The following is a 12,336-nucleotide window of genomic DNA, read 5'->3' on the forward strand; positions in this document are numbered from 1 at the left end:
AGTTTAATTTATAATAGTGTTGCGGAATTAAGGTCAACATCACATTTTGTCCCGTTGCTTCCAACGACATAGGCTTGCTGATATCAATGGATGTTTCGTCAACAAACAGATCTTTGAATACCGTTTTAAGGTATTTTCTGAAGTATTCGTCGGGAATTTCTCTGATTGTATTATAGGTTTCCAACTGTCCTTTAGCGTTGATTATCTGCATGTCAACCTGTTTCTTCTCGGCTTTGCTTTCAGTATAGAATGGCATCAAGTCTTCTACATTATATTTAGCCGTAGCCGGGAGATAGAGTTTTGTCAGTGGTCGAAGAATAGTTGTTTTTACTTCATCATTCTCAACCTTAGTACTTACTAAGCCTTCAAAATCATAAATGTCGTTATTTGTCAGGTCGACACCGGTGATTTGAGCAGGAAGTTTAGTGAAATCAAACGTTGGACCATACCCATTATTAGTGAGCTTCAACTCATGGAGGTTGGGAAATATGTCGAGTTCTGTCAGGTCTTTCAACTTCGTTCCACTCAAATCAAGTGATGTAGTATTATTGACAAGATCGTTAAGTGCTAACTGACCGTTTTCATTAAAGGTGTAACCCTTTGCTTTCAAGACGTTTACTAACTCTGCATTTTTCAATGCTTTTGAACTGTAAGAGGGTGCATCGTTCTTGTCACTGCAAGAGAACAAGGCCAATACACATAGTGCCACGAGGGACAATAAAATTGATTTCTTTTTCATGACTGTAATTATATTGGGTGCAAAGGTAGACCTTAAAAATAGATAAAACAATACCTATTTTTTAGGATTTTTTATAAAATAAAGTCCTGTTTGGCTATTCATTTCTGTAAACTTCCCCTCGTTTGAGTATAGGTTTTTCTATCGATTATATTTCTATACAGCCTTAAACAAATCGTATTTTCACTTTGTTTATTTCTGTTTTTTCATTATTTTTGCACAGAAGTAATCGTATTTTAAGCCATGGCAACAGGCTTTAAGAAGGAGAAGAACGTATGAAAGCATATCATTCTTTAGTCGTTTTTATGTTCATTGTGGCTTGTGCTGCATTGTCAAGCATGCACAGTTATCGCAGTGCCGAGCGTGAAATGGTGGCCGATATGAGTCAGGCGCTGATGCAGACTTTGGCAGAAAAGAGCGAAATGACAATCACCCCGGACACTATTCTGACCTATCGCAGTCATCTTCGGATAATGGCTTTGCGCGAAAAGTCTATTGTCTATTATGCAATGAATGGTGATGAAGGCATGTTGTCTACGCGTCCGATGCGTTGGAAAAACCAACATTCAACTGCTGACTTTCAAGCTTTTGCACATTGTTCTGTGGCTTCTGTTTTTGCATTCTCCGACCAACGGCTGCCTCTTTCGTTTTCGGCCATGGCCTTGTTGTGGGCAATATTCTCCATAGGTTACTTCAAACGTCATCGCAAGGGGATGATAGTCTTTGGTCATCTGATGTTTTCAGAAGCTGAAAACCGCTTCTATACGCTGAAGCATCAATCGGTGAAACTCACGCCCATGCAGCATGCGTTGCTCCTTATGTTCTTCCGAAATCCGCATCATCAGCTGTCGAAACAAGATATCTGTGATGCCCTTTGGCCGAAGAAACCCGATGCCAACGACACGCTTTATACGCTCATCAAGCGCATCAAACCCGTGCTTGAAGCCGAAGGACGACTGAAAATAACGTCTGAGCGCGGGCGTGATTATCGGCTCGAAGTGATAGAATAGGGGATGGCAATGTGATGCATCAGTATTCCTGAAACAGCTTTTGTCAGTTAAATGTTGGTTTCTTTTTAGTTGGCTTTGTGCTGCTTTGTTTTATTTTTGCGCTACAAGAGCATCGCAAAATGAAGAAACTATTGTTTTTTATCCTCCTGTTTATTATCGCTTGTTGCGTGGCCATGTTCCTCCTTCAGCCCGACCAGCGCGAACCACAGGAGCGTTTCAAGGAGGGAATGAACTTCGAACAGTTCAGCGTTTACACGGATTCCATTTTCGATTATCAGTTTGAATATCCCTCGTTTCTGCGCCGCGAGCATGTTGAGGGCTATGGATGTGGTCATGTACAGTTTGGTTTTCACAATGGTGTTAACATCGTTATGGAGTGTAAGGTGGTTCCCGAGAGCGTCTATGCCTATCGCCGTGGAAACTTCATGCAGCGTGGTCGGTTGGCTGATATGCCTGATTATGCCTACACATCTCACTATATACGCAGGCACAGACGTTGGTATGTGCTCACGTTGTATTATCCGATTAGCTATCAGAAAGCTGTGGGAAGAATATTATATAAGGTTGAAACATGGCAGGCTGTGGGAGCAGATTACAGTCTGTTGAAACGCAGATTTCGCTCAAAGTGCAAGTCGGAAGGAACCTCATCTCATAGGGAATAGCAGCAAGAAAAACAGATAAAAATTTACGGAAATTATGACATTGGATTTTAATTCTCATGGTTCTGTTTTTCGGGTAGATGCAAAAGAGAGGAGCCTTTCGTTCAGATAATCTTGCCATTTGCATCATCTTTCGTGCTGACTGCGGTCAAAAGGCATGATGAAATGACGCAAGTTGCAACGTCATTTGACGCATATTGCAGGCTGTTTTCATAGACTTTACACGGCGGTCTGCATGAAGATATGAAAAAAGGGAAAGCGTGTTGCCACTTTCCCTACGGCAAAGATAATCAATTTTTAAGGCAAATGCAAATGTGGTATGAAACAAATTTACAAAAATAAAGGTGCAGGAGGAGTGCTGATTTCCTGTTAATCTGCATGATATTCGGCATCTCAAATCATGTCAATCCGGCGTAAACGTATCTTCCCCTATTTGTGTTGGTTGATTGCATGAAGTTGGAGTAGGGGAGATAACCGTTGGTGTTGCAATGGATTTATTTTCATAAATAATCGCCTTTAATTTTGCTTTTTTCTTAAATTCTTGTAACTTTGCAACAGAATATGCCTGTCATGATTTTGTTTCTCGATGAATATGTAGGGAGATTTCTTTATGAATAAGGCTATTCAGTGTAATGCCTTGCTGTTTGTCGGCAGGCACATTCTCTCGGGGTTGACTGGATTTGACGGCGAGATGAAATGATACGTAAGCACGCGGAGCCTCGATTATTCGCTCCTTAATCTGAGTGGTCAAAAAATTAATTGGCGAAAATAATTACGCTCTCGCTGCCTAATCGAAGTATAGTAGATTACTGGCTTTATTGCGTCACAAGGTGATGCAACGAGACACTGCTCCAAGGATGTTGTTCCGAATCTAAGGGTCAGGCGGTGCAGGTAAATCGGAAATAGCGCTTGGATGCCTCGCTCCGGGTGTGAATTCTTTAGAGGATAAGGTCATAGTTGGTGGTCCAGGTCTTGCTATGACACGAAAATGAAGGCTGGAATAAACGTGTAGAAAGCGTATGGTTTCCTTGTGCGGACGTGGGTTCGAATCCCACCAGCTCCACTTTACGTACTCTGAACAAGAGAAAAACAAAAAATGATTAAATCAGATAATCGCCGTAACTTCAACGAGTTACGGCGATTATTCGTTTATATACTTCCCTGCTTGGGAGTACATACAGATACCGCCGAAACGCTCAAAATACTCCCAACTGGCTACAATATGGCTACAGAAGAAATCGACTTTGTAAAATTGTAGCCACTGATACCGTACAGAGTACACACAGATACCGCATACTTCATTGTTATTCAAAGAATTATGTCGAACTTTGCAGCTGTAAAAATAACGCGTAACTCACCCTTAAACGGGTCGAAAGCACGATTTACTTCTGCACTAAAAACTTGTAAGTATGAAGAGTATTTTCAGAACAAGCTTCTATCTGCGAAGCAATTATTTGAACAAAGAAGGAAAAGCATCGGTTATGATGCGTATCCATCTTAATGGAGAAAGAATGGCACTCGGCACAACAGGCGTTAGTGTTGATCCCGAAATGTGGGATAGCACACTGGGTAAAGTACGGGGACGAACCAAGGAGGCTTTGGCTACCAACGCACAACTGACGAGCATCAGCACAGACCTTCAGATGATATTCCAACGATTGGAGTTCTCAGAAGAACTCAGCCTTGAACGCATCAAATCGGAATATCTTGGTAAACGTGAGGATATGGAGACCGTTCTTTCATTGTTTACCAAATATAATAATGATATGTATGCACAGATTGGCTGTGGAGTTACCAAAGCCAATTATCGCAAGTTTGACATCTGCAAGCGTCACTTCGCCAAGTTCATTCAAGAGAAGTATGCACGCACAGACCTCAATATTATTGAACTAACCCCGATTGTCATTCACGATTTCGATGTCTATCTCAAGACGGTGGTTGGACAGAGCTTTAACACGGCCATCAAGACCTTAAAGACTTTCAAGACGGTTATCATATTTGGTCGAAAGGCTGGAGTGTTTAATCACGACCCATTCCTCAATATCCACTTCAAGACCAAAAGAGTTGATCGTGGCTTTTTGACAGACGAAGAAGTGGATACCATCATGCACAAGGAATTTGCAACGCAGCGATTGGTAAATGTTCGCGACATCTTCTTGTTCTCTTGCTTTACAGGACTTGCTTACGTTGATGTAGCCAACCTTACTCCTGACAATATCATAACGATGGACGGCAAGCAGTGGATCGTAACGGCACGTCAGAAAACTGATACGTTAAGCCATATCCTTCTTCTCGATATTCCTAAGATGATTATCAAGAAGTATGAGGGCAAAGCAAAGAATGGTAGATTGATACCCATTCTCAGCAACCAGCGTATGAACTCTTATTTGAAAGAGATAGCCGATGTTTGCGGTATCAACAAGAACCTGACCTTTCACATGGCCCGGCACACCTTTGCCACGATGATGCTCACCAAGGGTGTTCCAGTAGAATCAGTGTCCAAGATGTTAGGACACACAAGCATAACTACAACTCAGCTTTATGCCCGCATAACGAACAAGAAGATTGAGAATGATATGCTTGCCGTATCCAAGAAATTGGATAAGTTCGACTTCGCAAGTGCTCCGCCTGCAAAGGCGACCAAGCGACGTTATACCAAAAAGAGTGATACACCTATTATAATAACAAATCATTAAGACTTATGGCAACAACAAAGAAAGAGCTTTCTTACTTCCGTTTGAAGTTAGAAGCATATCTCGGAGAGCATTTTCCAGAGAGAGTGAATGACAATGCGTTTGTAACCGCTCGAGCAGACGAGGCTCTGACGGCTTACTGCGATGCCGTGGCGCAAGGTTTCTCCTACCCCGAAGCAGAGACGATGGCAAGCGAGGTGCTGTACCACAACCTGCATTTCTCAAAGTATGATACCCTTGTTTCCCTGCTGGAGCAGGAGTTTGAGAAGGAGCTGCCAAGTCCGCTTCCCGAAAGGTTAGCACTAATTTTACTGAACAACAAGGCTATTCAAGCGGTATTTGCCAGGTACGAACTTACGGACGACTTTGCGGCAGATACAGAATACGACAAACTGTACACCGAGCTGACCGGTACCATCGTGCTGCTCATCGAGGTCAATGGTCTACCAACGATAGGCGGTGAGAACATGACTTGATACTTCACCATCGGGGGCTTTTGTAGTGTCAAGAGCCAAGATAAACGCTCCACTCCACACGTCAAGAGTTTTGCAAACACTTGTCTTTGTGTAGTGTGCGCATCTTGTTATCGCTCTTGAAACTATTAAAAGTCCCGATTATGAATACAATCATCATGAATCAAGACGTTCACACACCCGCCTTCATCAAGGCAGACGCATCGAACAAAACCGATAATATCAAACAGCAGCCGACTTCTCCCAAGCAAGTCCGCCACTTCGGTTGGACACGCTTCATCGAACTCACCGTTCTGCTTTCCATCGTTATCGGTGCAGTTTACCTCATTTCGAAGATCGTTACGCCGCAAGTCGTAACCGCCGTTTCAGTTATTCTCGGTTTCCTGATACTACGCTTCATTGTCAGAGTTATTCTGCAAGTAACCTTTACAATCCTGCGTTGGCTGTTCTGGCTTGCCGTCATCGTGGCAATCCTGCTCTGTGTGCTCTAAGGCACAAGGAAAGATCTTCTTCGATTCATTCTTCTTTATGGGTGGTTATCTCGATTGAGGTAGCCACCTTTTTCATTTTCCATACCGGCGTTGCACTTTCGCTTCTAAATTCCATCTATTCCACTTTGATGTGCCATAAGTCGGTGCTGATTTCTTTTTATTCGCAAAGGTAGTAAGGGGCTACGGCTTGCACAAGGTCTGTGCCTTTGGTTTGCACGGAAAATCTCCACACCTACATTTCATTTCGGGTAGTATTTTCCTGCAAAACCTTGTGCCGGCTGCGCCCCCTACCTTCTTATTGCTACAAAAAGGAATCAGCATACTCCGATCTTTGGACGCATAAAAAAAATGTCATTATGGAACAGCAAAAAGTAAATATCACATCTTCGATGAAAGAAAAAGGATATAGCTCCTCCTCTCATTACCGCATAAGTTCGGTGGTTGATGAAAGTGAGCGTTTGGTGGCAACTAAGTTTGTGCAGTGGGACGTTGAGCCGTTGGACAGACTGAGTGGCAGTAAGGTGTATCTCCTACGTTTGAAACTCAATCGTGGGGAGCGAATGAGCCGTGAGGAAAAGAATTGGCTTGCCGAAGCGGTGAACACCAACACCTATTTCCGCACAGCCGTTCCCCTAATGGGTTATCGGTTTGACTTTATGGACGTATTGAAGAAGTATTTGGTCAATCAATACGGACATTGGTCAGAGTATTATGCACCCGACCGCACCAGCCTAAGAAGTTTCCTTTGCGGACAGATAAACCAAATTGTAGAAATCCCTAAATACTAAGCGATATGAAAGGAACAGAACATTTTACGAGAGCAATAGCCGAGTATCTCAATCAGCGTGCAGCGACAGACCCTTTGTTTGCTCCCAACTTGATGAAGCCTAACAAGAGCATCGAGGAGTGTGTAACCTACATCTTGAACCAAGTGCAGGCGAGTGGCTGCAATGGATTTGAGGACGATGAAATCTACTCAATGGGAGTCCACTACTATGACGAGGACGAAATCGAGGTGGGTAAGGCTATCACTTGCAGAGTGGCAGTAAACCATATTGTGGAACTCACGGAGGAGGAGAAAGCCGAAGCACGGCAGGAAGCCATCAAGCAGTACCAACGCGAGGAACTTGCCAAGATACAGAGCCGTAACGCAAGACCACAAAAGAGAGAAACGGCAGAGGTTGCACAACCTTCATTGTTTGACTTCTAAAAAGCAAAGACTATGGAACGATACGATTTAAGCGAAGCACGCATCTATGTAGGCACTTACGCCAAGTACAACGAAGGCTCACTAAGAGGTAAGTGGATAGACCTTTCAGAGTGTTACGACCAAGACGAGTTTATGGAAGTATGCCACGAACTCCACCAAGACGAGGAAGAACCCGAATTGATGTTCCAAGATTGGGGGAACATACCCGAAGAACTCATTGACGAGGGGCATTTGGATAGCAACTTCTTTGAACTGAGGGACGAGTTGGAGAATTTGGACGGTATGAATGTGAGTGCCTTTTGGATATGGGTAGAGAATACCGGCAAGGATTTAACCGAGTCCGTCTATTACCTAATGAGACAATTCAATTCCGCTTTTGTAGGCAGATATGTGAACAAAGAAGAGTTTGCAAGGGAAATAGTAAGTATGGAACACGAACTATCCGAGTTTGCAGAACGATATTTCGATTATGACAAATATGCGGACGAACTCTTTGACGAGGGGTATTGGTTTGAGAGTGGATATGTATTCCGTGACGAGTAAAACAAGGAGGACAGAAAATGAAACCAAGAAATAAATTTCAGAAGCAAGTGGCGGAGTTGGCTATCCAACTCCCCACCATTACCGACAAGCAAAGTCAGTGGGCATATACGCACCTTTTTGAGCATATTGCCAAGCGCAACACGAAAGGCGAACACACTTGTTTGGAGTGTGGACACCAATGGACGGACACACGGCATAAAGGCAAGACCACCATTTGCCCCCATTGCGGAACGAAACTCACCATACATACAGAACGTCAGAGGGTATCTAGAGATATTGCATACTATTGCGTACTTACCACCTTCAAAGGCTACCAAGTGATACGTTACTTCTATATGGAGGTGTACCGCAAGCAAGGGCAACCGATAAGACGATTTTGTTCTGAGGTGGTTGAGCGTTGGATGGCACCCAACGGCAAAAGCGCAGTATTGGCACGACTTCGCCCGATGAGTTGTTGGTATGATACGTGGCAGTTTGGCAGTAAGTTGGAAATCCGTCCCGACAAACTATTGTACGACATACTCCCACACGGCATTTACCCACGTTATGGAGTGATGAAAGACATTAGGCGCAACGGATTTAAGGGAGCGTTCCACGACCTTACCCCCTTTGAGTTGTTCCATTCCATTCTTACGGACAACAAGGCGGAAACCTTATTGAAGTCTGGACAAATCTCCCTACTTCGCCACTTCATTAGGGACAGATATGCCAAGATTGACAAGTATTGGGCATCTATCCGTATCTGTTTGCGCAACAGCTACCAAGTGGAGGACGGCAATTTGTGGTGCGATATGGTTGATACGCTTGCGACACTCAACAAGGACATACGCAGTCCGAAGTACGTTTGCCCCACCGACCTAAGAGCAGCACACGACCATTACCAAGCCAAGCGCAGAGCGATGAAAGAACGTGAGAACATTATCAAGAAGCGTAAGGAAGCAATGGAAGCCGAACAAGAGTACAAGCAACTCAAAGCAAAATTCTTTGGCATAGAGTTTACGGACGGCATTATCCGCATCCACGTTTTGGAGAGTGTGCAGGAGCATTTGGAGGAAGGCACAGCAATGCACCATTGCGTATATGATGCACGCTATTACAGCAAACCGCAGTCGCTTATCTTTTCTGCCACAAAGGACGGAGAGCGCATCGAGACCATCGAGGTATCATTGGAAACTATGAAAGTGGTGCAAAGTCGTGGCGTGTGCAACAAGAACACCGAGTACCACGAGCAGATACTCGCCTTGATGCAGAAGAATATGAGAACGATAGCGCAGAGAGCAACCGCATAACACAATCCATAAAACAAAGCAATATGAAAGTACAGATAGAAGGCATTATTCGCAGTTGGGCAGACGAAATCCCCAACATCATCGTGAGAGTAATCAATGCCATAAGCATAGCTGAGAACAAGGAGGAGTTGCAGACCGCACTCCTCCAAATCTCCCAAGAAACGGAACTTGACAAGTTTTTTGTCTATGGTTACGGTGCACATCATTTTTGGCTAACCCACCGTTGGCTATCGAATGGCGAGCCAATGGAACACAGATTACTAATCGCTGAATTTTGAAAATATGGAAAGGAAAGTTTATAGAGTACGCACGCAATACGTTTTTGAAGGAGTATTTGAGGTAGCAGCCACAGACCGAGAAGAAGCCGAGCGGAAAATCCTTGAAGATTGTGGAATGGTGATGGGCAGAGGAATACACAGCACACTGCCCGATGAACAAATCAATTGGGCTTTTAATACCCACCCCGAAGAGCGGATAATTGAAACAACTGAAAAGCCCTAACATAATGAGCCACGCAACCTCAAAATTGCGTGGCTTCTTTTCTTTTTCTTTGAACGAGCAGGCGACCAAAGAAAAGAAGCAAAAGAAAGTCGCAGGATTATAGATGTTTTCTATAATGTATAGACTTGTTCCCATGGATAATCAGAATTTGAAAAGTGACCATAACGAGATGTAGGTAAAAATGAAAACTGTCTTAATCCTAAACGCTCTATTATAGCTTCTGGTCTAAAGTCAAATCTCTCATTTATTAGCTGAGTCAGCATTTTATGATTATCTCTTTTCTCAGTTACAACTTGCAACATAATTGGCCTTTCTTCACCAAAAGCGTACGCTACTGAAATTGTACATTCATTTGCAAATCCGTTAGCAACAATGTTTTTGGCAACAAAACGTGCCATATATGCAGCTGTTCGATCCATCTTAGTTGGGTCTTTGCCAGAAAAGGCTCCTCCGCCATGAGGAGCTATTCCTCCATAAGTATCGACTATGATTTTTCGTCCAGTTAGTCCGGTATCATTCAAAAAGCCACCTTGTAGAAAATTTGAGTTTTGATTTATATTAAATTCTGTTTCAGATGGGTCAATAAATTTACTCAAAACATTGTCCACAATATCATTTTCCATAAAACATTTATCGACTTTACCCTTATGTTGAATATTAACTGATAATTTTTCTAGCCTATTATCATTTACTATTATTTGAATTTTTCCATCAGGTAATAGATAGTCGGAATTAAGTCTATACTTATCAATTTCTTTTGCTATTAAACTTGATAAATATACACCATAAGGTAAATAGTTATATTTATTATTGACGGCATATCCATACATAATACCTTGGTCACCAGCACCATCTTTAATGAGGCCCATTTTAAGTTGACTTGATTGGCATCTTAATAAATTTTGAACGGAAAGGAATTCTTCATATCCAATAGAGTGATACAGATCATTTACAATTTTCACTACATCTAATTCTAAATCTTCAATTCCGTCAATCTCTCCACCTACAACAACATTATGACCAGTACCAAGGCATTCTATTGCAGTGTGAGCATATTTGTTTAATTTAAGGCATTCATCTAATAACGCATCGCTTATTTGATCACAAATCTTATCAGGATGGCCTTGCAAGACGTTTTCTACAGTATATTTCATTATGATATGTTGTAATTTCTTTTTATTTCTGCCCAATCATTTGTCAATTTTTCGTTCATCTCCTTATACTTTAAGTTACTGATTGATGATTTATTATAGGCTAAAGCTGATTCATACTCAAGAACCATATAGAATGCCTGCTGAAGTGTTTCCTTTTTGGATAACTTTTTTGAAAAAATAGATTTAAATCTTTCAAATAGTGAGCGTAGTTTAAAATAAAAGCTAACATGATATGCTAAGTCCATTAAAAAGAAGAATGAAAGAAAAAGTTGTAATATAGGTATTGTCACATCTAAATTCTTGATTCCATAATATGTAAAGAAAATAAGAATCAATGCGATTATTACGTTTTTAAAAAATTTTCTTGATAGTGTAGCCTTAACTAGGCTAAAAGTGAAAAAACAATTTTCAAAACAGTTTACTAACATTTTATATGTTCCAACTTTAATGGAATCATTATCATAGTAATTAGTAACTGGCTGATCTAAAAACTTAGTTCCTAAAGAATTATCAATAAACCCTTTTCTTCTACTGCTTGCAGTCATTGGCTGCATTAAAATCTCTACAATTATATAAAGCAGTGCGTATCCTATTATAGATATATAATTGATTATTGATAATATGTTTATACATCTTACAACAAACTCATTATTTTGTTTTTGTAATAGTACTGTTAAAAAAGGACATAGAAGAAGACTCCATAAAAATCCATTTTCAACAAATCTCCATTTTTCTAAGCATTTGTAACTAATTTCATAGGGTAATATTCTTTCCATGAGGTTTTCTTGCAAAGGTATAGTTTTTTTATGAAAAAGTGTCCATTTTCCCTTCTTTTTCAACTTCAATCTTAAAGATTGAAAAATAGGAAATATTCTACTTGTCTCCGCTTAACTAGCACTTTCAAGACTTTACCTCTGTATTTGCAAAAGGTCAGAAGTTCTTTGTAGATATTTCTATCTCCAGCTTCAATCTTTCGTAGCAGCTGACTTTTTGGATGTTTTCCATAACCTAAAATTCGTCCTACACCAACATTATATGACAGCACGGCAAGTAGCAAAGCATCTTTTCCGTACTTCTTGAATATCTCAAAGCATTTCCAAAGGTCTGCCCGAAGTAGGGAGTCCGCTTGCCATTCTGACATATTGGAAGAAAATTGTTCACCGGGCAATAGTCGATGCCCATATCCGACATATGGGTAATCCTTCTTGTCGTGCATTCCCTCAAAATACTTGATGCAGACCACCGCCCGCTCAAAGGGCGGGAGATCAGCGAGCCGCCTCCGCCTACTTTGAGCTGACAATGGTTGGAAACACATTAAAAGCAAACAAAATAATATGATTGTCTTGGCTAAATTCATTGTCGTATCGGTACTTTTACTATCACTTTGGGCGTGTCCTCATTCTTCTCGTTGTTGAAGTTGAATGATAGCTTGACGGTCTGTCCGAAGTTGTCCTCCACATACACATCAATGGTTTGTCGGTCTGTGGAAGCGGAGGTGTAGTAAAGTCGGAACACATCTTTTGTAAGCGGATAGCGGTCGTTGGGCTTGAAGACTGCTCCATTGTCCATTCTTAGCG

General features: G+C 41.7%; 15 protein-coding genes, 1 other RNA gene and 1 pseudogene. 12 read left to right on the forward strand and 5 right to left on the reverse strand.

The genetic code is table 11. The features are described 5' to 3' along the window. A pseudogene (locus HMPREF2983_RS02375) lies at positions 1-739 on the reverse strand (hypothetical protein); the annotation flags it as partial. Between the two features lie 272 nt (positions 740-1,011). On the opposite strand from HMPREF2983_RS02375, the gene HMPREF2983_RS02380 reads away from it, so the two are divergent. The 12 genes from HMPREF2983_RS02380 to HMPREF2983_RS02435 all read left to right on the forward strand — a co-directional run bounded on the left by HMPREF2983_RS02380 (position 1,012) and on the right by HMPREF2983_RS02435 (position 9,605). Continuing rightward, entirely contained in the window at positions 1,012-1,746 is a 735-nt protein-coding gene (locus HMPREF2983_RS02380; RefSeq protein WP_004377565.1) for a helix-turn-helix domain-containing protein, read from the forward strand. A 119-nt stretch (positions 1,747-1,865) separates the two neighbouring features. Continuing rightward, on the forward strand, positions 1,866-2,408 hold the full coding sequence (locus HMPREF2983_RS02385) for a hypothetical protein (protein ID WP_039873761.1): 543 nt from the start codon (positions 1,866-1,868) through the stop codon (positions 2,406-2,408). 663 nt (positions 2,409-3,071) lie between these two features. Beyond that, positions 3,072-3,471: a transfer-messenger RNA gene (gene ssrA, locus HMPREF2983_RS02390) on the forward strand. Positions 3,472-3,814: 343 nt separating this feature from the next. Then, entirely contained in the window at positions 3,815-5,101 is a 1,287-nt protein-coding gene (locus HMPREF2983_RS02395) for a site-specific integrase (protein ID WP_018911100.1), read from the forward strand. Between the two features lie 5 nt (positions 5,102-5,106). Continuing rightward, entirely contained in the window at positions 5,107-5,574 is a 468-nt protein-coding gene (locus HMPREF2983_RS02400) for a DUF1896 domain-containing protein (RefSeq protein ID WP_025067682.1), read from the forward strand. A gap of 140 nt (positions 5,575-5,714) precedes the next feature. Beyond that, positions 5,715-6,062 (forward strand): hypothetical protein, encoded by a 348-nt coding sequence (locus HMPREF2983_RS02405; protein ID WP_025067683.1) that lies wholly within the window; start codon positions 5,715-5,717, stop codon positions 6,060-6,062. A 356-nt stretch (positions 6,063-6,418) separates the two neighbouring features. Next, complete coding sequence (locus HMPREF2983_RS02410; protein WP_004374602.1) at positions 6,419-6,850, forward strand: hypothetical protein; 432 nt, start codon at positions 6,419-6,421, stop codon at positions 6,848-6,850. A gap of 5 nt (positions 6,851-6,855) precedes the next feature. Then, positions 6,856-7,272 (forward strand): PcfK-like family protein, encoded by a 417-nt coding sequence (locus HMPREF2983_RS02415; RefSeq protein ID WP_070666389.1) that lies wholly within the window; start codon positions 6,856-6,858, stop codon positions 7,270-7,272. 12 nt (positions 7,273-7,284) lie between these two features. Further along, a complete protein-coding gene (locus HMPREF2983_RS02420) occupies positions 7,285-7,815 on the forward strand; it encodes an antirestriction protein ArdA (RefSeq protein WP_025066637.1) in 531 nt (176 codons plus the stop codon). A 17-nt stretch (positions 7,816-7,832) separates the two neighbouring features. Continuing rightward, the gene (locus HMPREF2983_RS02425) at positions 7,833-9,104 is read left to right on the forward strand and encodes a PcfJ domain-containing protein (protein WP_025066638.1); all 1,272 of its coding nucleotides are present in this window, start codon (positions 7,833-7,835) and stop codon (positions 9,102-9,104) included. Between the two features lie 23 nt (positions 9,105-9,127). Next, the gene (locus tag HMPREF2983_RS02430) at positions 9,128-9,382 is read left to right on the forward strand and encodes a hypothetical protein (protein ID WP_025066639.1); all 255 of its coding nucleotides are present in this window, start codon (positions 9,128-9,130) and stop codon (positions 9,380-9,382) included. A 4-nt stretch (positions 9,383-9,386) separates the two neighbouring features. Beyond that, positions 9,387-9,605 carry a hypothetical protein gene (locus HMPREF2983_RS02435; RefSeq protein ID WP_025066640.1) on the forward strand — a complete coding sequence of 73 codons (219 nt, stop codon included), beginning with the start codon at positions 9,387-9,389 and terminating at the stop codon, positions 9,603-9,605. A gap of 110 nt (positions 9,606-9,715) precedes the next feature. Here HMPREF2983_RS02435 and metK read toward each other — a convergent pair whose 3' ends face one another. From metK to HMPREF2983_RS02455, 4 genes are all read right to left on the reverse strand, one after another. Next, the gene (gene metK, locus HMPREF2983_RS02440) at positions 9,716-10,759 is read right to left on the reverse strand and encodes a methionine adenosyltransferase (RefSeq protein WP_004380961.1); all 1,044 of its coding nucleotides are present in this window, start codon (positions 10,757-10,759) and stop codon (positions 9,716-9,718) included. Next, positions 10,759-11,535, reverse strand: coding sequence for a hypothetical protein (locus tag HMPREF2983_RS02445; RefSeq protein ID WP_004380960.1), 777 nt, complete (start codon positions 11,533-11,535; stop codon positions 10,759-10,761). The genes metK and HMPREF2983_RS02445 overlap by 1 nt, the downstream gene beginning before the upstream one ends. Positions 11,536-11,606: 71 nt before the next feature. Further along, positions 11,607-12,116: a glycoside hydrolase family protein gene (locus HMPREF2983_RS02450; RefSeq protein ID WP_025066641.1), complete on the reverse strand. Its 510-nt coding sequence runs from the start codon at positions 12,114-12,116 to the stop codon at positions 11,607-11,609. Then, on the reverse strand, positions 12,113-12,336 hold a 224-nt coding region (locus tag HMPREF2983_RS02455), incomplete at its 5' end, for a TraQ conjugal transfer family protein (RefSeq protein WP_141757613.1). The genes HMPREF2983_RS02455 and HMPREF2983_RS02450, both read right to left, overlap by 4 nt.

The sequence above is a fragment of the Prevotella sp. HMSC077E09 genome, from assembly GCF_001814685.1.
GTDB lineage: Bacteria > Bacteroidota > Bacteroidia > Bacteroidales > Bacteroidaceae > Prevotella > Prevotella oris.

Bases quoted from the DNA above. Each gene is read 5' to 3' on its own strand.
- HMPREF2983_RS02380 (WP_004377565.1), top strand. From the start codon at position 1,012: ATGAAAGCATATCATTCTTTAGTCGTTTTTATGTTCATTGTGGCTTGT.
- HMPREF2983_RS02385 (WP_039873761.1), top strand. From the start codon at position 1,866: ATGAAGAAACTATTGTTTTTTATCCTCCTGTTTATTATCGCTTGTTGC.
- HMPREF2983_RS02395 (WP_018911100.1), top strand. From the start codon at position 3,815: ATGAAGAGTATTTTCAGAACAAGCTTCTATCTGCGAAGCAATTATTTG.
- HMPREF2983_RS02400 (WP_025067682.1), top strand. From the start codon at position 5,107: ATGGCAACAACAAAGAAAGAGCTTTCTTACTTCCGTTTGAAGTTAGAA.
- HMPREF2983_RS02405 (WP_025067683.1), top strand. From the start codon at position 5,715: ATGAATACAATCATCATGAATCAAGACGTTCACACACCCGCCTTCATC.
- HMPREF2983_RS02410 (WP_004374602.1), top strand. From the start codon at position 6,419: ATGGAACAGCAAAAAGTAAATATCACATCTTCGATGAAAGAAAAAGGA.
- HMPREF2983_RS02415 (WP_070666389.1), top strand. From the start codon at position 6,856: ATGAAAGGAACAGAACATTTTACGAGAGCAATAGCCGAGTATCTCAAT.
- HMPREF2983_RS02420 (WP_025066637.1), top strand. From the start codon at position 7,285: ATGGAACGATACGATTTAAGCGAAGCACGCATCTATGTAGGCACTTAC.
- HMPREF2983_RS02425 (WP_025066638.1), top strand. From the start codon at position 7,833: ATGAAACCAAGAAATAAATTTCAGAAGCAAGTGGCGGAGTTGGCTATC.
- HMPREF2983_RS02430 (WP_025066639.1), top strand. From the start codon at position 9,128: ATGAAAGTACAGATAGAAGGCATTATTCGCAGTTGGGCAGACGAAATC.
- HMPREF2983_RS02435 (WP_025066640.1), top strand. From the start codon at position 9,387: ATGGAAAGGAAAGTTTATAGAGTACGCACGCAATACGTTTTTGAAGGA.
- metK (WP_004380961.1), bottom strand. From the start codon at position 10,759: ATGAAATATACTGTAGAAAACGTCTTGCAAGGCCATCCTGATAAGATT.
- HMPREF2983_RS02445 (WP_004380960.1), bottom strand. From the start codon at position 11,535: ATGGAAAGAATATTACCCTATGAAATTAGTTACAAATGCTTAGAAAAA.
- HMPREF2983_RS02450 (WP_025066641.1), bottom strand. From the start codon at position 12,116: ATGAATTTAGCCAAGACAATCATATTATTTTGTTTGCTTTTAATGTGT.